This is a genomic window from Citrobacter sp. MGH106, from assembly GCF_001037495.1.
GTDB lineage: Bacteria > Pseudomonadota > Gammaproteobacteria > Enterobacterales > Enterobacteriaceae > Citrobacter > Citrobacter murliniae.
Map to the genome: position 1 here is coordinate 663845 of NZ_KQ089822.1, position 16878 is coordinate 680722.

The window sequence follows — 16878 nt, forward strand, 5'->3', positions numbered from 1 at the left end:
TGTAGCAGTTCGGTTGCATGATTGTTAAAACATTAACCTTTCAATTCCCTTTCAATGCGGCAGAAACTTTACAGGATGTGATATGCGTCTCTTATTAGCGGAAGATAACCGTGAATTGGCTCACTGGCTGGAGAAAGCGCTGGTACAAAACGGTTTTGCTGTCGATTGCGTCTTTGATGGGCAGGCCGCCGATCATCTCTTGCATAGCGAAACGTATGCGTTGGCGGTTCTGGACATCAATATGCCGGGGCTGGATGGTCTGGAAGTCGTTCAGCGACTGCGCAAACGCGGGCAGACGCTCCCGGTTCTGCTGCTGACGGCGCGTAGCGCAGTGGCTGACAGAGTGAAGGGGCTGAACGTCGGGGCCGATGATTATCTGGCGAAGCCGTTTGAAATTGAAGAACTTGATGCGCGACTGCGGGCACTGCTGCGACGCAGCGCAGGCCAGGTGCAAGGTATACAGCAACTGGGGGAACTGGCATTTCATGATGAAGGCTATTTTCTGTTGCAGGGGCAGCCGCTGGCGCTCACGCCGCGTGAACAGGCGCTGCTGACGGTGCTGATGTACCGGCGATTACGCCCGGTTTCGCGCCAGCAACTGTTTGAACAGGTCTTCAGTCTGAGCGATGAGGTCAGCCCTGAAAGCATTGAACTGTATATCCATCGCCTGCGTAAAAAACTGCTGGGGAGCGATGTGAGGATCGCGACGTTGCGCGGCCTGGGTTATGTGCTGGAGTGCTGTGATGAAGTGGGTTAAGCCCCAGTCGCTGTACCTGCAGTTATTAATGTTTCTTGGCTTGCCGCTGTTGCTGCTGTGGGGACTGTCGGCGTTTAACAGCTACGTTAGCGCTCTACAGGCAGCGACGCAGGCGTATGACCGGACGCTGCTCTCATCGGCCAGAACGGTGTCTGAGCGACTTGTGGTTCGTAATAAACAGCTCGAAGTCAATGTGCCATGGGTGGTGCTGGACAGCTTTGAACTGAACATGAATGACAGGCTGTATTGCAAAGTGGTTGATCCGGCGGGGAAGGTGATTTCCGGCTATGACGATTTACCTGCGATGCCGCCAGCTACATCGCGCACCCGGCTTTATCCGGCGCTGGCGTGGTTTTATCACACTGAGTATCGCGGGGAGGCTATCCGCGTGGCGCGTCTTCTCCAGCCAGTGAACGAAGGGGGAATCGTTGGTATGGCGGAGATTTATGTCGCTGAAACGCTGCAATCGCGGCGCTATCTGGCGGGGCAACTGCTATTTTCCTCATGGGTTTCTCAAGGGTTGCTGGTGTTACTGACGCTGGTGCTGGTCGGCTGGCTGCTTCGTCGGGTATTACGCCCCATGCGCCAGCTGTCATCATTGATGGTGCGCCGTGAACCGGGGCTGTTGACGCCGTTGCCGGAGCTGCTGCCATGGTCGGAAACCCGTCTGCTGATTGTGGCATTCAACCGCTATATCGACCGGCTACGCGCGCTTATTTCGCGTCAGGAACGCTTTAGCGCAGATGCATCTCATCAGCTCAAAACTCCGCTGGCAGTGCTTAAAACCCAGGCGGCGGTAGCCCTCGCCAGCCCACAGCCGCAGCAGTGGTATGAGAGTTTACAAGCGATGAGTTCGACGCTGGATAGCACCATTCAACTGACAGAAAGGCTACTGCAGCTTTCCGCGGTAAAGCGTAAGGAGCAGGGGGAAAGACATTTTTCACCGGTCAATCTGTATGAGGTCGTGCAAACCAGCTGTTTTACTCGTCTGGCGCAGGCGCGCAGTAAAGCCATCGATCTGGGTTATGAAGGTGAACAGGACGCGGTATGGATTGAAGGAGATGAGGTTCTGCTTGGTGAGCTGTGCGGGAATCTACTGGATAACGCGCTGAAATATACGCCAGCGCAGGAAATAGTCACTGCCAGACTACTACGAGAAGGGGAAGCGGTGGTGCTGGTGGTTGAAGACAGCGGTCCCGGTATTGATGATGATCGGATGCATCAGGCGCTGTTGCCGTTTCATCGCCTGGATAATGTCGGCAATGTTCCCGGAGCGGGTATCGGTCTGGCGCTGGTGAATGACATCGCGCGTTTGCACCATACGCGTCCACACCTGTCTCGCAGTGAGACGTTAGGAGGGTTGAGCGTACGGGTACGGTTTTTGAGCGTATCGTGCTAAGAAAGAGATACAGATGCTGTTTATCGTCTGTCTGTACCCCAGGTCTTTCAAGCTGCCTCAATGCACTCGAAATCTATTGGGTATATATTCCAATTAATTAACTTTATTATTAATTAGAATTTTAATGGTTTTATTTTGTTATTTATTGGATGGATGTGTGGAGAATATTTTTATAACTCTCTCTGTGTTGAGCATTAACTTAGCAGTAATGGTGGGCAAAAAAGGAAAAACAGATGATATTTATCATACATAAGTGGGTATTCCATAGTCTATGGATTGTTATCTGTCAATAGTCGCTTTGTTGCTAATAATCATTTTTTTGATAATGATAATCAAGTGCTGATATTTTTAATAACCTTAAAAATCATATAAATACATACTATCAATGGAGCCAGAGTCACATTGTGTAGCATTATTTTTTACATTTACTGACAATGTACCATTGCGTTTTTTTGACTTGTGATATAATTAGCAACATGAAAAGAGCAAAAAATAATTAAAGATCAATAGATAATAGGCTGGGATATGCTGAAAAATTCGCTAAAGATTAGCAGTCAAGGATACCCAGTATTTATAAAACTGGTCGATTTTATTGTTATCAACTTAACGTTGATTGTTAGCGCACATCTGTTGAATATGGCACCATTTAAGACAGTTGCTATTTTGAGTGTTCTTTTTTCTACCTTTTTTCTGCTGTTTGCTGAATATACTAAAATGTATCAGCAAAAAATAAAGACCATTGGCTTACGTAATCAAAAACGACTGCTTTCTTGTACCTTGCTGGCGATTATTTCTATTGAGATAGTCAGTGTTGCGGTGGCTGAACCTCAGACATTAGGATATTTAAGTAAACTGGACAACCCAGTTTGTTCAGCTATTATTTTTTGGTATCTCTTTCCCTTACCTTTTTTATATTACATTCGTTTTTTCATTTTTAAATATTCAACCAAGAAAAATGTTCGCGTAGCGATTATTGGTCTTACCGATAATGGCCTCGCTGCAGAAAATGCATTGATGAATGAATATTCCAATATCCAATTAGATTTGGCCTTTTATGATGAACGCAGCTTATCCCGCTGCGGTGATTTTGTTAACAGAATTAAAAGCCCCTTTAGAGGGCCGGTGATCAACCTGGTTGAAGAGGCTAAACTGGGAAATATAGATGAAATCTATATTGCGTTGCCGATGGTGGCGCTACAACGTATTCGTCATTTTTTGGCCATGATGTCTGATACCACGGTTGATACCTATATTGTGCCTGATTTTTATACTTACAGTAACAATATGTCTAAGTTGAGATCTATCCATAATCTGCAAACTATCGGTATCTTTAGTTCCCCGTTTGAAGGGGCCGGATCGTTTATTAAGCGGGCTGAGGATTTGGTGCTGGGCAGCATTATTATGGTGATGATCTCTTCGCTAATGTTAGCGATCGCTATTGGTATCAAACTCACTTCACGTGGGCCAGTATTTTTTAAACAAGACCGCTATGGTTTGAGTGGGCAAAAAATTAAAGTCTGGAAGTTTCGCTCTATGCGGGTAATGGAGAATTCCGACACGGTGATTCAGGCCACGAAGAACGATCCGCGAGTGACGAAATTTGGTAGTTTTTTGCGTCGAACGTCGCTTGATGAGTTACCTCAGTTTATTAATGTGTTGCAAGGCAGCATGTCGATTGTGGGTCCAAGACCGCATGCGGTTACGCATAATGAACAATACCGTAAGCAGGTAGAAAATTACATGATCCGCCATAAAGTTAAGCCTGGGATCACTGGCCTCGCGCAAATTAACGGGTTTCGTGGGGAAATTGATGCGCTCTACAAGATGGAAAAACGCGTTCAGTATGATATCGAATACATTCAAAACTGGTCGTTATGGCTGGATATAAAAATTATTATTAAAACTATTTTCAAAGGATTTGTCGGTAAGAATGCATACTAAATTAATAGTTATTACCGGAATCGTGATATCGCAGTCCGCATGGGCTGATTTAACACCGAAATCACACATTGGCTTTGCCGGGATCGACTTCCAGGGCAAGGTTGCTGTGGACTACGGTTATGATGATAACGTGACTTATCAGCCACATAACAGTGATGCTATTGGTTCCTCATTTCAGAGCGCAGCGCCAGTGCTGAGTATGATCGGAGAGCGCGGTCAGGATAAGTATTTACTGATGTATTCCGGCGATTACCGTAACTATTCAAGCGATTCCGCTGATAACTACAACGATCATTTTTTCCGTTTTAACGGTGCCTGGCGTTATGGGCAAATGCACGGTTTAACTCTCAATCTGGAAGATTCTCTTGGGCATGAAAATCGTGGTCGTGATATCACCGAAGGTTTTCTGCCGGGCCAGTTTCGGCAGTACGGAATTACATCTCCGCTGACGACAAATTTTATCAACAGTGAATTACGCTATAGCTACGGTGCGCCAGATGGACGTGGTAAAGCGGAGTTGGCGTTGTTATATAAAAAACTGACTTTCGGTAACACGCAGGATACGCAAGATACCAGTGAGGATTTTTACAATTACATCCTTGATCAGGAATGGCATGAAAATAGCCTGGTTGCAGAGATTTTTGATCAATACACATCCAGAACGCGTTTTCGCTATAGTTTTATTACTAACCAACGTCACTATGATAACAACTCAGAAAAAGACAGTAATGAATATTATTTGCTTTACGGTCTGAAATCGCAGCTGACGGGGAAAACCAATGTCGATATGAATATCGCCTGGTTGTACAAAACATTTGAAAACAGCCCAAACTCGCATGATTTTAATGGTCTAAACTGGGATATTAAGGGAGAGTGGAAACCGTTAAAACAGTCTGTTTTTACCGCTCGTACCGCGCAAAGCATTAAAGACCCATCGGAAGTTGGGGGGTATATTTTAGTGACTGAGTATGGGGTTTCTTACCAGCATTTTTGGTTAGGTGAACGCTTTTCAACCATTCTCGACTATGCCTACACCATGGAAGACTATAAGAAACAAAACAAGGACCGACATGATAAAAATGGTGTCTTCAGTGTAACCATGAGCTATGACTACACACCGTCTGTTAATTTTGAGATTAAATATCAGTTAGATACATTAAATTCGAATAAGGATACTGACTCGTTCTTTATCGGTCCCAATGACAATCAGGAAGTCATAAGAACGTTAGGTTATGATAATTCGATGATTATGCTTAAAGCTAAGGTTCAGATCTAAAATGAAAATAATAGAACTGTGCGCGTTTTTTCTATTCAGTATCCTGTTGGTCGGATGCGCAACGTCCAGACCACCATTAACGGACGATCCTGCTGTCACCTCAGAGGATTACCGACTTGGTGCCGGGGATACTGTCAATATCGTTGTTTACGGGGAACCGGAGATGACGATGAAGTTTATTGTGGATAAGAGTGGCTCAATAAATTTCCCCTATATTGGCGTGCTTGCATTGAAAGACAAAACGCCTGAACAGGTGAGTGCGGAATTATCTCAACGTTTACGCAATGGTTATATGGTTAATCCTATGGTGACCGTAAGCATTGCTGAATTCCGTAAATTCTACGTTTCAGGTGAAGTGAAAAGCCCGAATGCATTCGCTTATGAGCCGGGACTTACCGTAGAAAAAGCTATTGCCCAGGCGGGGGGATTTACTGACCGTGCAGACCGCAAAGATATCAACATTCGACTGGCTGGTAGCAATCAGCTCCTTGAGAATGTCGATTTAACGCACTCTGTTCGTCCTGGGGACGTCGTGATTATTGGCATGGGGTTCTTCTAACGATGAAACTATCTATAGTGGAAAACGGCAAGAAAAGAGAGAACTCAGTCGATTTCTCACGCTTTGCCAAAGAACTTAAAAAGAATGCCTGGAAAATCGCACTTGCCGGTATCGTTGCGGGGGCGGTGGCCTATCCATTAATCAGCATGATGTCATCAAAGTATGTTTCGACGGCGACTGTGCTGATTAAGGCCCAGGCTGATAATGTTTCGCCGTTTCCACAGGTTGATGGTTTTGATTCAACGCGCAGTGGCTACTACGAAACCCAATATGCTCTGATGCAGTCACGAATCATTCTGGAACAGGCTGTGCGCGATCTGAAGTTGGATGAAAATCCGGACTTCAATGGTGAGAAATCGGGTACTGGCGGGGCTGACAGCAGTGAGAGTCGGCAGTTGAGGGTCGAACAGGCGCTGAAGACGTTGTCGAAAGACCTGAAGATCGTCGGCATTCGCACGACTAATCTGGCGTCCATTTCCTATGAATCTACCTCTCCGCAGCTTTCGGCTGAGATAGCCAATGGCGTGGCTCAGGCTTTTATCAACTACACCGTTGAGCAAAAGCGCGAGAAAGCAGAGAAAGCGAAAGAGTTAAACGCTGCAAAGATGGAAGAGGTGCAGAAGTCAATTGCTAAACAAAAAGCGGAGATGGATGACTACCTGAAAAATGCGGGGCTATTAACGTTCCGCGGTATTGATGGTTTTGAAACAGAGCAATTAAGCATTGTAACCAATCGTCTGGCAGACGCGACTCAACGTCGTGTCGCCGCGGAATCTGTTTATAACGAAGTGAATGGTCGCGGAAAGTCTTCCGGGGATATCATTTCTCTGCCCTCTGTTTCTGACCATGCACAGATTCAGGATTTACGTATTGCGCTGATTCAGGCACAGCGCGTGCTGTCTGAACAGAGAAAATTGTATGGGCCTAAGCACGCAACCATCTTAAAAGCAGAAGCCGACGTTCAGTCGATTCAAAATCAAACGCAGCGGGTACTGGGTGAACTGAAAGCTGGGTTACGTCAGCAATATCTGGCTGCGGTGACAGATGAAAATAACTACCGGCAGCAGTTGGCGCAGCAGAAAGAGATATTCCAGAAAATGGCGTCAAAACGGGATATCTACAACAGCCAAAAACTGTCACTGGATAAAATGGAAGATCTGTATAAAACGCTTTACCAGCGTACTCAGGAGTTGTCGCTTTCCGGCGTAAATGCTGACGCGGTGCTGTATGATCCTGCAGTTCCTCCGCTAAAGCCTGCTAAGCCGAATAAGTCTTTACTGCTGGTGATGATTGTCATGCTGGTGGTCGTTTTCAGCATTATGTATTTCATCGTTAAAGCGGCAATGGATAATTCGATTAGCACCCTTAGCCGGATGAAAAAACGCCTTAATATCGAACCCTTGGGTGAGATCCGTCGTTTCATCGGTATAACGGGGCGAGCACAGGTTCGCGACCTGATCCTCAAGAACCCGTTGAACGCCGATATTATTCACGGTATTCGCACGCGGATAATGTTAGATAACCGCGCGTTACAGACGGTCGCGATGGCATCGGCGGAGCATGGTGAAGGGCGCTCTCTGTTAGCTAATCTGCTGGCGAGTTCATTTAGCTTCGATCAGAAAACACTGCTTATTGATGCGGACTTCTTTAATCATGATGGTCTGTCTACTGAGCTTGCTACCCCAGCATCGGCTGGCATGGCGGAACTACTGCGGGGTGAAGCCGTACTGGAAAATACGCGTATTAAGATTAATGAGAATCTTGATTTTATTCCACACGGCAAGGCCACGATCTCCTCTTTACTGATGCTGTCGTCTGAACGTGTTGAACCCTTAATGCGCGAACTCAAGTCGCAATACCAGCGCATTATTATTGATGTTGCTGCGGTGAATCAGAGCCAGGATATCCAACTGCTTAAACGGGCGGTTGACGGCGTTGTTTTCATCGTGAAAGCCGGGAGTGGTTCAGCGGAGACAATCGCCAGCGCGCTGGATAAGATTGAAGATAATCAGGGCGTTGTGATTGGCGCGGTATTAAATGCGGTCGAGGAAAAGAATCTTGAAACGCAAGAGGGACTGCGTTCACTGAACTTTAATACTGACCAACTGATGACTACGCCAGGTCGTGTATGAGTCTACTGAAGAGTGCTTCCACGATAGCCGGTTCATCAGTCATCTCGCAGTTGATTGGTGCGCTGTCTATCTGGTTGATCTCACACAAGTATGATATGGCTGAGGTTGGGCTTTATGCGCTCAACTACAGCATTGCGGTGGTTGGGGCACAGGTGTGTACCTTTGCCTCACAGCTGTTGATTCCTAAACAGCAGGATGAGGACCTGGCGCAAAATGTGGTGTTTTGTCTGCTGCAAAGTGCGGTAATTGCGCTGCCGTATGCCGCATTAACAGCATGGTTATTTCATCAGAACATCCTGTTTCTCTATTTGCTGTCGCTTTCAAATGCGTGGGTTTTAATATCAGAGAATTTGTCACTGCGGACGGCAAATTTTTCTTTTCTGATATTTCAGCGAATTTCTGTTTCAGTGGTAGTGGTGCTCTCAGTGCTGCTCACTCATCATGTACAGATGTTCTACTGGTCGTGGGCATGTGCGATGATGCTGCTGACGACGAGCTGCATTTTACATTCGTTTGATATTCGTTCAGTGACTGTCAAGCATCTGCGCCCATCCAGTAACCTGCTATTTTTTAAACAGCATATTCACCATATCACTAAGGTCGGGAGTGCCGAGGTGTTGGCGATGGCAAGCAGCAACTTGCCGATCATGTTAATTAACTTCTGGTTCTCGGCGCTGACAGCAGGCTATTTTTCAGTCGTCAGTCGGTTCTGTCTGGCACCCGTCGTGATCATCGGTAATGCAGTACGCAATACGATTTTCTCAAAGTGGTCTATGGATTTCCGGAATAATACCTTTAATTATCAAGAGTATACTAAAGTAAGGATGCTGCTTTTGGTTCTTGGGGTTGTTTGCACTCTCGGGGTGTTTATTTTCTATCCGATTGTGATGCGGCTTGGTTTTAGCGAAGACTGGATTAACTCAATTGAGACTTCGCGCTACATGTTGCCCTATTTGTTTCCGGCGCTGGCGATCAGCCCTTTGACGGTGATTGAGCTGATATTTGGTTCCCATCGCTATTTTCTCAGGATCCAGCTTGAACAGCTGGCCATTGTGTTGATTGCTTTTGTTGTGACGCCTTATTTTTATCATGACTATGCAGCGTCAGTAATATTATTTTCTTCACTGACCTTTATTCGTTATGCGTTCATTTATCTCAAAATGAACAAACGTGCCAATCTCCTGAAAGACAAGCCGGTGATATTATGACATTGAATACCGGATATTATTTACAGGCCTATACCTTTATTACGTTGATACTGTGTGGTCTGGTGCAGTATTTCACTGGTATGCAGTCGGTGCTGTGGATCCCATTTTTTCTGACGCTGCTGATGGTCGGATTAATGGTCATGCAGACACGGGATGCCCCGCTGCAACTGGATGCGCAGGAAACCATAATCCTGGCACTGTATTTCTCTTTTCTGGTGCTGGCCGGGGCCTCAACTCTGCTCCAGGGGGGAGTAACCGTCGCGATTGTCGCGTTTAAAAACGAAATTGCGTTGTCGCTGGTGATGATCTGTTTGCTACTGGGATTTTGCCGGGAATCGCAGATTTATCGGGCCACGCGATATTTGTATTGGGTGTTTTACGTACAAATTCCGGTAATGATATATCAGGTGTTACTGGTGGTTCCTCAGCGCGTTGCTCAGCGTGGTGAAGATGAAAAATGGGACTCCGTAGTGGGTACATTTGGCGGCGACCCAATGGGCGGCGGGAATACAGCAGCAATGGGGTTGTTTTGCCTGTTAATCATGTTGCTAAAACTCTCGGAGTATAAGCACGGGCTGACGACGTTTAAATCTATGGCGCTGCATATTGTGCTCGGGCTAGGGTTATGCATCATTGGTGAAGTGAAGTTTGTCATCCTGCTTTCACCTCTATTCCTGGTATGGGTATGGCTCTCCCCGAGCTATGTTAAAGACGTCAGTAAGATTAACTTCAAGACGTTGATTTTGATCGTAGCGGGTATGCTATTGCTTATCTGCCTGTCGGTTGTGATTCTTGCCTGGTACTATACTTCGGCTTTTGGCGCCGACCCAACGAAAAGCTCATTGAGCATTTTCATCGATTCTCTGAGCTATATTTTTGACCCAAACTACGTCATGTCTACCGGTGAGTTGGGGCGCTTTACGACGTTTCTGTTCTGGCTAAAAAATAACGATCTGTGGGGGCTGTCGGGCACGTTATTTGGCTACGGACTTAATGCGACAAACAGCGGAAGTACAGTCTCCCCTGGGTTTTTGAATATTGTTTATAACTTAATTCTCGATTCCACTTCTCTGAGTATGCTTCTTTGGGAAATTGGTGTCATCGGCACACTGCTTTTTATTAGTCTGTTTATTTATATTCTGAAAGTGTGCCAGCCAAAACCATTGCTGGTGCTTGAGCAACTGGACAAGCAGGATCTCCAGTTGTTGAGCTTCGCGCCAGCGTTCAACGCTTTTGCTATTAGTTGTTTAATCAGCTTACCTTACAGCCAAATACTGATGATAACGCCGATGTTACAGTTCCTTTTTTATTTGTCACTGGGCTCAAGCTTAGTGATTCGTCGAACCGTTCTTCGCAGCGCAGGGGGATGGGATGGACAATAAACCATTTATTTCAGTGAGTATTAAGACTCTCAACGAATCAAAAGGTATTGAGAAAACGATCGATAGTATCCGGCGACAGCTCGTAGGCTACCCACATAAAATTATTGTTGCCGATAGCCTGTCGACCGATAACACCCAGCAACTGGCGGTAAATAAAGGGGTGACGGTGGTGTCATTAACCGATCCTGACGATCGCTGCTGCGGTGTGGGGCATCAACTGGGTTATCTTTTTAGTGAAGGAGATTACCTGTTGCTGATGGATGGCGATATGGAGCTGGAAGAAGGATTTATCGATCGGGCCATCGCATTTTTGCAGGCTGAACCGGAATATGCGGGTGTTGCCGGGACCGTAGAAATGGATGATGCCGTTAACTATGAATTTAAATCCCGTAAGCAACGAATTAATCAAATTTATCCCATTGGGGATTGCGATCATTTAGGTGGCGGTGGGTTGTATCGCCGTTCTGCGATAGAAAAAATAGGCTATCTGACAAACCGGAATTTACATGCTTATGAAGAGGCTGAGTTGGGTCTGCGCATTACTGGCGCAGGTTACAAACTGCGTCGTCTGGATATTCCGTATTTTAGCCATACTTCACATACCATGCCGACGTTTAAGATGCTGATGCATCGGTGGAAAACAAGGTATTACCAGGCGCCAGGCGAGCTGTTGCGCTGTAGCTGGGGGAAACCCTGGTTTATGGGGGCACTAAAAATAGTCAGGAATGAGGCCGTATTTGCCCTCTATCTTATTTTGTTGTTCGCTGCACTGCTCACTTTTAACGGTAAAGTCATGGCGGTTGCACTTCTGCCATTACTGGTATTTACCCTGTTGAAAATAGTGAAAAACCGCTCGCTAACCGATGGGTTACAAAGCGTAATAAATATGGTTGTTCGTTCAGCGGGGTTGCTCAAAGGGTGTATTTATCCGGTACGCGATCCGCTGACTCCGCCCAACAGTAAAATCATTCATGAATAAACAGGGCAGATGTGATGAAAATTTTATTGGTTAACAAGTTTTTCTTCATTAAGGGTGGGGCGGAAACGGTTTATTTTCAGGAACGAAGCATGCTGAAAAAAGCTGGCGTGCAGGTGATTGATTTTTCCATGCAGCATGAAAAGAATTTCCCTTCTGATTATGCGGATTTTTTCGTCGGTAATGTGGATTATCATAAAGACAGTAGTCTTCTGGGCGGTATCAAAACGGCAGTTAGCTTTATTCATAACGCTGAAGCCTGTAAAAAAATGCTGGCGTTATTACAAAAAGAACGCCCGGATATCGTCCACTTTCATAATATCTACCACCAGTTGACGCCGGCATTGATTAAAGTGGCGCGCAATTTTGGCTGTAAAACGGTGTTGACTGCGCACGACTATAAGATTGTTTGTCCCTCGTATTCAATGTTACGTGAGGGTAAGGTTTGTGATGCCTGCATCACCGGGACAGTTTTTAATGCTTTCAGATATCGCTGCCAGGAAGGCTCTGCCTCGAAGAGTTTACTGCTCTCTTTAGAGGCTACCTGGCAATATATTGCGCAAAACTATCAGGCACTGGATGTGATCGTGTCACCCAGTAAGTTCTTGCGCGGTATTTTGCTGCGTACCCTGCCGAATTCCCGTATTGATGTGATCGTCAATGGCGTTGATGACAGCCAGCCTGTCGGTGAGATAAACGATGAGGGTTACGTGCTGTACTTTGGTCGCTTGAGTCGTGAGAAAGGGGTGGCAACGTTGCTGCAGGCTCATCAAAAAATGCGTAACAAAGCCACACTGAAAATTGTCGGTCACGGTCCGCTGTATGACGAGTTGGTTGCTAAATACCCGGATGTTGAATTTTTAGGTTACGTGCAGCAGGGAGAGGCGCTGGATAATCTGATTAAACGAGCCAGGGTAGTGATCCTCCCTTCTGAATGTTATGAAAACTGCTCGATGGCGGTGTTAGAGGCGATGGCATTTGCGAAGCCAGTGATTGGGTCGCGCATTGGCGGCATTCCAGAACAAATTCGCGATGGTATTGAAGGGATCTTATTTGAGCCGGGCAATGCACAGGAGCTGGCGGGAGCGATGGATACCCTTGTAGAGGATCCTGAGAAAGCTCGGGTGATGGGCTTACATGGCCGTGAACGTCTAAGTGAAAAATATGCTCTCGACAAGCATATGGAGACGCTACAGACGTTATATAAAGAACTTTTAAGCAGGCCATAAGATGAGCAAAAAAATAACGGTGTTTGGTACTCGTGGGATCCCAGATGTATTGGGCGGTGTGGAAACGCATTGCCAGAATCTTTATCCTGCTATTAAACAGCAGTTTGATGTTGATATTTGTGTCATCGCCCGCTCGCCGTATGTGAATTACAAACGGTCTTCCTATAAGAAAGTCGAAACTTATGCATTGTGGGCACCTAAAAAACGCTCGCTGGAAGCGATTGTCCATTCCGTTTTAGCGACGTTCAGAACCTGCATAGACCGCTCGGATATTGTGCACGTACATGCTATTGGTCCTGGACTAGTTATTCCTTTATTGCGTTTGTTAGGTAAGAGGGTAGTTTTCACCCATCATGGGCCTGACTACGATCGGCAGAAATGGGGATATGTCGCCAAAAAAATATTGTTGCTCGGTGAGCGCTGGGCGGTGAAATATGCCAGTGAGGTGATTGTTATTTCTGAGGTTATTAACCAACTGATCCAGAAAAAACATGGCCGCTATGATGCACATTTGATTTACAACGGCGTCAATGAACCCCGGTTATTATCAGATAACACTCTTCACACCACGCTTTCCCGCTTTGGACTCGAAGCGAAAAACTATTTAGTTGTGGTTGGACGATTCGTTGAAGAAAAAGGGATGCATGATGCTATCTCCGCTTATCAACAAAGCGGTTTGCAACTGCCATTAGTATTAATTGGTGATGCGGATCATCCGACCGAATACAGCATTCGACTCAAGCAGCTTGCTGCCGATACCCCTGGCGTAGTAATGACTGGGTTTTTAAGAGGTGATGAGCTGCAGGCGGTGTTTTCGCAGGCAAAACTGTTCGTGATGCCTTCGTACCATGAAGGATTGCCGATAGCGTTATTGGAAGCTATGTCATTCTCCCTGCCAGCTGTGGTGAGCGATATTCCTGCTAACCTCGAGGTCAAATTGCCTCCAGATGCGTATTTTAAGGTGGGGAATCTGACTAATCTGGCTGAGAAAATGGCTGTGTGGGCAGCAGCTAATAGCGTTGACTATAGTGTATATTTGCAAAATTATAACTGGCACGAAATCGCCAGAAAAACAGTCAATGTCTATCACTCAATCGATAAAGATATAGGTTAATTTTGACCAGTCCTCAAACACGTCCCCCCGCTATCGAGAGATTTTATGCTCAGCTTGATCCGCAGATATCGGAAGAGTTAACTCCGGAACAAAAAGCGGGGGTAGAGAAAGCGGTCCTCGCCATTACCCTGGGCGCAAGGCACAAGGTTGATATCCGCAGAAGTTTCCCTTTTTTCGGTAAACGTTTTTATCTGGTTTTTTTGCTTGGCAGAGATTTACGTCAGCAGCATCGCCAGGAGTCGACGTTGTCGCGAATCTTGCTCACTTTTTTGCTGCTGATTGCCGTGCTGTTTGTCACCAGCTGTATATTGCTGACGCTGTATATGATCAAATCTGCATTGGGTATCGATATTTTCCACAATTTTCACGTTGGTATTTGGGACTGGTGGTTAAGCCTGAAAGACCGCTAGTGTTAACAGACTGCTGAGGGCGTTGCTGCGATGAAGTGTAAATGGGTTTCTGCACTGTTGTGTTTGTTCTTTCCGCTGGCGGCAATGGCCGCATTAACGACCGTAACGCCCCAAGCACTGACCGGCCCTTTGACGAATCCTGGTATTGGGGTTGCCAGTTTTCATCAGGGATATGGCGAAAAGCTGGGCCTGGCTGATTACCCTGATACCGGATTTGAATATGAGCGTTTTTACTGGCGAGAACTGGAGCCCGTCGAAGGTCAGTACAATTTTGCACTTGTTGATGATGCTTTCAAATACGCAGCCGCACATCGGCCTGCGATGAATGTAGGGCTGCGGTTTATGGCGCTTGCAGAACCGGAAAGTGGTCCGCAAATACCTGACTGGTTGATTAAAAAAGGAGTGAAAGGAACATGGACGCCCGATCATAAAACCTTCGCCCCTGATTTAGATGATCCCCTGTTTATTGAATACAGTCAGCGACTGCTGAATGCCTTTGGTAAGCGTTACGATGGTAATGAGAATCTGGCTTTTGTGGATATTGGCATGGTAGGGGCATGGGGAGAGTGGCATAACAGCAACTTTCCGACGCTGAAACCGCTGCTGGAGAGGTACACGACGGCTCAGTTGGATCGTTACGTCGCCATGCATTTTTCTGCTTTTCCCGTTACCCCGAAAATTATGTTGATGAGTGGCGGTCAAAGCCTGGCGAATGCGGTGGCGCGAGGGGCTGGATGGCGCGCGGACTGCTGGGGCGACCTGCGCGTGTTTTCCGATACCTGGAATCATATGCACGATGATTATCCACAACGATTGCTGGCGGCGCAGACAAGTTTTTCAGGATTTAATGATGCCTGGAAGAAAGCGCCAGTGAGTCTGGAAATGTGTTCATATATGCCGGAATGGAAGAAGACCTACCATTATACGCGGGCTGAAGTGCAGGGGATTTTTGACTGGGCGGTGAAGCAGCACGCCAGTACGATCAACCTGAAATCGAGAGCGGTCCCCAGTGAATATCGGCCGATTGTCGATGATGCGCTGACAAAGCTGGGCTACCGGTTTCGTTTAGCCTCCCTGAGCCACGAGTCAGTATGGCAAAATGGACAAAGCCTGGCACTGACCAGCACCTGGTATAACGATGGTATCGCGCCTATTTATCTTCCTTACACCCTGTCATTTCGCATTATTAATGATGCCAATAAAGTTATTGCACAAGGGAATGTGCCGGAAGATATTCGTCGCTGGTTGCCCGGAAAACATCTGCTGAATTATCAGTTGCCAATGCCAGGTGCGTTGCCGGAAGGGATGTACCATCTTGAGGTTGCTATTGTGGACAAGTCTGGCATGGCCAGAATTAGCTTTGCCAATGAAGGAAAACAGAGCAGCGGTTGGTATCGAGTGTCGTCGATTACCGCACGTTAGCCTGCAGCCGCAATGCGCCCAATAGTAAGGCGCATTGCGGGTTAAATATTACTCGTGATATCCGTCAGGATTGTTTTTTTGCCAGTTCCACGTATCACGCATCATTTCATCAAGTCCGTAGATGGCCTGCCAGCCTAGCTCTGCTCGTGCTAACGACGGGTCCGACCAACATTCGGCGATATCACCGGGTCTTCTCGCTACAATCTTATAATTGATTTTTGTTTGCGCCGCTTTTTCGAAGGCTTCAATGAGATCAATGACGGAATAACCGACTCCGGTACCCAGATTGATAACTTTGAATGACTCGCCTTTATCCTGGCAATCCAGTGCCGCTAAATGACCTGTTGCCAGATCCATAACATGGATGTAATCACGCACGCCTGTTCCGTCAGGGGTCGGATAGTCATTACCGAATACAGACACGGTTTCAAGTTTGCCAATCGCAACCTGTGAAATGTAGGGTACCAGGTTGTTAGGTATCCCATTAGGATCTTCACCAATCCGGCCTGAAGGATGAGCGCCAACGGGGTTAAAATAGCGTAGGCAGGTGATGCGAAACTCGGGTTGTGCGCGCGAAAAATCCGCCAGAATTTGCTCGACCATAAATTTGGATGTGCCATACGGATTAGTTGTACCGCCTGTACGTGACTTTTCACTTAGCGGCACGTTTTCCGGTTCGCCATATACCGTTGCGGAAGAACTGAATATAAAGTTCTTAACTCCTGCGGTTAACATCTCAGAAAGCAAAACCAGCGTTCCTGTGACATTGTTTTCATAGTAGGCGAGAGGTTCTTTTATTGACTCTGAAACCGATTTTAGTCCCGCAAAATGAATAACGTCGGTGATGCTATGACGGGAAAAAATTGTTTTCAAAGTATCCCGATCCAGGATGTCAGCAATGTAAACGACGGGTTCTTTTCCGGTGAGTTCTGCGACTCTGTTCAGTGATGTTTGAGAGGCATTCGAGAGATTATCGATGACGATGACGTCATCTCCTCTCTCCAGAAGGGTTAGCACGGTATGTGAACCAATATAACCAGCGCCACCTGTGACTAGAATTGCCATACAGTCTC

Annotated in this window: 14 protein-coding genes; 13 read left to right on the forward strand and 1 reads right to left on the reverse strand. The window is 46.5% G+C overall.

Annotation, left to right across the window (positions count from 1 at the left end; genetic code table 11):
* The first annotated feature begins 82 nt into the window (after nt 1–82).
* The 13 genes from tctD to SK36_RS03105 all read left to right on the forward strand — a co-directional run bounded on the left by tctD (nt 83) and on the right by SK36_RS03105 (nt 15805).
* Complete coding sequence (gene tctD, locus SK36_RS03045) at nt 83–757, forward strand: transcriptional regulator TctD (protein WP_048220715.1); 675 nt, start codon at nt 83–85, stop codon at nt 755–757.
* Nucleotides 744–2156, forward strand: coding sequence for a sensor histidine kinase (locus SK36_RS03050; protein ID WP_048220716.1), 1413 nt, complete (start codon nt 744–746; stop codon nt 2154–2156). The genes tctD and SK36_RS03050 overlap by 14 nt, the downstream gene beginning before the upstream one ends.
* 525 nt (nt 2157–2681) lie before the next feature.
* The gene (locus SK36_RS03055) at nt 2682–4097 is read left to right on the forward strand and encodes an undecaprenyl-phosphate glucose phosphotransferase (RefSeq protein WP_045446501.1); all 1416 of its coding nucleotides are present in this window, start codon (nt 2682–2684) and stop codon (nt 4095–4097) included.
* Nucleotides 4087–5373, forward strand: coding sequence for an outer membrane beta-barrel protein (locus SK36_RS03060; protein WP_045446498.1), 1287 nt, complete (start codon nt 4087–4089; stop codon nt 5371–5373). Before SK36_RS03055 ends, SK36_RS03060 begins: the two co-directional genes overlap by 11 nt.
* Nucleotide 5374: 1 nt before the next feature.
* Nucleotides 5375–5932 (forward strand): polysaccharide biosynthesis/export family protein, encoded by a 558-nt coding sequence (locus SK36_RS03065; protein WP_045446495.1) that lies wholly within the window; start codon nt 5375–5377, stop codon nt 5930–5932.
* A gap of 2 nt (nt 5933–5934) precedes the next feature.
* Entirely contained in the window at nt 5935–8064 is a 2130-nt protein-coding gene (locus SK36_RS03070; RefSeq protein WP_048220717.1) for a GumC family protein, read from the forward strand.
* Entirely contained in the window at nt 8061–9272 is a 1212-nt protein-coding gene (locus tag SK36_RS03075) for a lipopolysaccharide biosynthesis protein (RefSeq protein ID WP_048220718.1), read from the forward strand. The genes SK36_RS03070 and SK36_RS03075 overlap by 4 nt, the downstream gene beginning before the upstream one ends.
* Nucleotides 9269–10654 carry a hypothetical protein gene (locus SK36_RS03080; RefSeq protein WP_045446486.1) on the forward strand — a complete coding sequence of 462 codons (1386 nt, stop codon included), beginning with the start codon at nt 9269–9271 and terminating at the stop codon, nt 10652–10654. Before SK36_RS03075 ends, SK36_RS03080 begins: the two co-directional genes overlap by 4 nt.
* Nucleotides 10644–11633, forward strand: a complete 990-nt coding sequence (locus SK36_RS03085) for a glycosyltransferase family 2 protein (protein WP_048220719.1) — start codon at nt 10644–10646, stop codon at nt 11631–11633. Before SK36_RS03080 ends, SK36_RS03085 begins: the two co-directional genes overlap by 11 nt.
* Before the next feature lie 14 nt (nt 11634–11647).
* Complete coding sequence (locus SK36_RS03090; protein ID WP_045446480.1) at nt 11648–12859, forward strand: glycosyltransferase family 4 protein; 1212 nt, start codon at nt 11648–11650, stop codon at nt 12857–12859.
* Nucleotide 12860: 1 nt separating this feature from the next.
* The gene (locus SK36_RS03095; RefSeq protein WP_048220720.1) at nt 12861–13973 is read left to right on the forward strand and encodes a glycosyltransferase family 4 protein; all 1113 of its coding nucleotides are present in this window, start codon (nt 12861–12863) and stop codon (nt 13971–13973) included.
* A gap of 2 nt (nt 13974–13975) precedes the next feature.
* On the forward strand, nt 13976–14383 hold the full coding sequence (locus tag SK36_RS03100) for a hypothetical protein (RefSeq protein WP_045446474.1): 408 nt from the start codon (nt 13976–13978) through the stop codon (nt 14381–14383).
* Nucleotides 14384–14413: 30 nt separating this feature from the next.
* Nucleotides 14414–15805 (forward strand): DUF4832 domain-containing protein, encoded by a 1392-nt coding sequence (locus tag SK36_RS03105; RefSeq protein ID WP_048220721.1) that lies wholly within the window; start codon nt 14414–14416, stop codon nt 15803–15805.
* 48 nt (nt 15806–15853) lie between these two features.
* Here the strand turns inward: SK36_RS03105 and galE are convergent, their stop codons facing one another.
* Complete coding sequence (galE, locus tag SK36_RS03110) at nt 15854–16870, reverse strand: UDP-glucose 4-epimerase GalE (RefSeq protein WP_048220722.1); 1017 nt, start codon at nt 16868–16870, stop codon at nt 15854–15856.
* Nucleotides 16871–16878 lie beyond the last annotated feature (8 nt).

Bases quoted from the DNA above. Each gene is read 5' to 3' on its own strand.
- tctD (WP_048220715.1), top strand. From the start codon at position 83: ATGCGTCTCTTATTAGCGGAAGATAACCGTGAATTGGCTCACTGGCTG.
- SK36_RS03050 (WP_048220716.1), top strand. From the start codon at position 744: ATGAAGTGGGTTAAGCCCCAGTCGCTGTACCTGCAGTTATTAATGTTT.
- SK36_RS03055 (WP_045446501.1), top strand. From the start codon at position 2,682: ATGCTGAAAAATTCGCTAAAGATTAGCAGTCAAGGATACCCAGTATTT.
- SK36_RS03060 (WP_045446498.1), top strand. From the start codon at position 4,087: ATGCATACTAAATTAATAGTTATTACCGGAATCGTGATATCGCAGTCC.
- SK36_RS03065 (WP_045446495.1), top strand. From the start codon at position 5,375: ATGAAAATAATAGAACTGTGCGCGTTTTTTCTATTCAGTATCCTGTTG.
- SK36_RS03070 (WP_048220717.1), top strand. From the start codon at position 5,935: ATGAAACTATCTATAGTGGAAAACGGCAAGAAAAGAGAGAACTCAGTC.
- SK36_RS03075 (WP_048220718.1), top strand. From the start codon at position 8,061: ATGAGTCTACTGAAGAGTGCTTCCACGATAGCCGGTTCATCAGTCATC.
- SK36_RS03080 (WP_045446486.1), top strand. From the start codon at position 9,269: ATGACATTGAATACCGGATATTATTTACAGGCCTATACCTTTATTACG.
- SK36_RS03085 (WP_048220719.1), top strand. From the start codon at position 10,644: ATGGACAATAAACCATTTATTTCAGTGAGTATTAAGACTCTCAACGAA.
- SK36_RS03090 (WP_045446480.1), top strand. From the start codon at position 11,648: ATGAAAATTTTATTGGTTAACAAGTTTTTCTTCATTAAGGGTGGGGCG.
- SK36_RS03095 (WP_048220720.1), top strand. From the start codon at position 12,861: ATGAGCAAAAAAATAACGGTGTTTGGTACTCGTGGGATCCCAGATGTA.
- SK36_RS03105 (WP_048220721.1), top strand. From the start codon at position 14,414: ATGAAGTGTAAATGGGTTTCTGCACTGTTGTGTTTGTTCTTTCCGCTG.
- galE (WP_048220722.1), bottom strand. From the start codon at position 16,870: ATGGCAATTCTAGTCACAGGTGGCGCTGGTTATATTGGTTCACATACC.